Source organism: Desulfosporosinus metallidurans (genome assembly GCF_001936615.1).
Lineage (GTDB): Bacteria > Bacillota > Desulfitobacteriia > Desulfitobacteriales > Desulfitobacteriaceae > Desulfosporosinus > Desulfosporosinus metallidurans.
Map to the genome: position 1 here is coordinate 1 of NZ_MLBF01000144.1, position 1653 is coordinate 1653.

Here is a 1653-nt window from a genome sequence, read left to right on the forward strand (position 1 = left end):
GGTAATTGTCAAATCCTACGCACGTAAGCATAAAAAAAGCCCAACCCCAAGGTTGGACATGAGTTTCTATTTTTTAGTTTTGTAGCAGTTAGCTGGTAGCTCTTTCGACCAAGGAACAAACTTTTCAATCAGTTCCGGAGATTGGTTGAAATCAGTATTCGGCATCTGTTTCAATAAATAGACCAGATATTCGTAAATTTTTAGGTCATTGGCCAGAGCAGTCTGCACAATGCTGTATACAATGGAGCTATCGTGTGCACCGCGATCCGTTTTCATGGTGACCCAATTTTTGCGGTTATGTGTTTAAGAGCATAACCGAAATTATGTGCCGAGTTTGGTTATGTGCTGAATCAGGTTTAATTAACTACTTTTATGGCGGAGCTTCCTGGCTTCAGCACATAACAAAGAGATTTACAGCAACGCCAAAAACTGCAAGATATCATTATCTATCAAATACCTATGCGATTCTCGATCCATATTGGGTTCTTGTACTTTGCTCAGAGCGTGTTCTTTAAGTTTTAAATCAGCAATCATATATTTGTGCGTCGTTTCTATGCTCTCGTGCCCAAGCCAGATAGCGATTGTTGAAATATCTACCCCGGATTGAAGCATACTCATGGCAGTTGAATGCCGGAATACATGGGCGGTAACTTTTTTAGTTCTCAGCGAAGAACAATTGTCGGATGCTCTTAACACGATACATTCAATACGGTATCTGATTCCTGACCGTGTCAGATGTGGGACATTCCTGCCAGACAATAAATAGTCGTCACAGGAAATTCCATGAGCTTTCATGTAGTTTCTTAAATACTCGGCTGTTGATTTCCAAAGCGGCACAGAACGTTCTTTTCGTCCTTTTCCATAAATCCTTATGTACCCTTTGAGGTTATCCAAACTAAAGATATCTTTCCCTTTTAGGGATACCAATTCCGAGACACGCATGCCAGTATTATACAACAGAAGAAGCATCATGTAATCTCTCCGCCCCTCTACATCCGATTGATCGCAGGCACCAAGAAGCGCATCTATTTCATTTTTAGTCAAGTAGGCAACTTCTTTTTTATCGGTTTTCCGGAACGGTATTGCCTTGATTTTTCTTATGTTGCCAAGATATTCAGGACTCTCATAAGAAACGAATTCAAGGAAAGACTTTATGGCAGCCAGCCGATTGTTAATGGTTTTTGCAGTGTTATTTCTTTTGGTTTCAAGGTACTTCAAAAATCCTATTATAGTATCGGTTGTAAAATGCGACATGTTCACAGAATTGGGGGAGATGCTAATGTCATCGTTCAAATAACGTAGATACAGTCTGAACGTGTCTTTATAGGCCTGAACGGTATTGGGGGATACCTTTTGCTGCCCCATTAATCGAACAAGAAAATACTTCTGTAGCAACACCTGAAAGTCTTCACAGTGTTTCATCTGCAGCGCCTCCTAGCTCATTAAAGAATTCTTCAAAAGCATTAGAGGCATATTGCAGCAGTTCTGGCGTGCCGGTCAGATACCAGTAGGTATCTGCGATTTTGACATGACCCATATAAGTGGATAGGTACGCTAACCGATTATTAACATTAACGCCTTCCTTGTACCATCGATGCAGCGTCTGACAAACAAACGAATGGCGAAAAAAATCCGAACGTTCGGATTTCCTGC

General features: G+C 40.9%; 1 protein-coding gene and 1 pseudogene. Both read right to left on the bottom strand.

Annotation, left to right across the window (positions count from 1 at the left end):
- Window positions 1–411 precede the first annotated feature (411 nt).
- Entirely contained in the window at window positions 412–1422 is a 1011-nt protein-coding gene (locus DSOL_RS26000; RefSeq protein ID WP_075367587.1) for a tyrosine-type recombinase/integrase, read from the bottom strand.
- Window positions 1409–1653 (bottom strand): annotated as a pseudogene (locus DSOL_RS28310) (hypothetical protein); the annotation flags it as partial. The gene DSOL_RS26000 and the pseudogene DSOL_RS28310, both read right to left, overlap by 14 nt.

Excerpts from the sequence above, each read along its gene's own strand:
- DSOL_RS26000 (WP_075367587.1), bottom strand. The coding sequence starts at position 1,422 with ATGAAACACTGTGAAGACTTTCAGGTGTTGCTACAGAAGTATTTTCTT.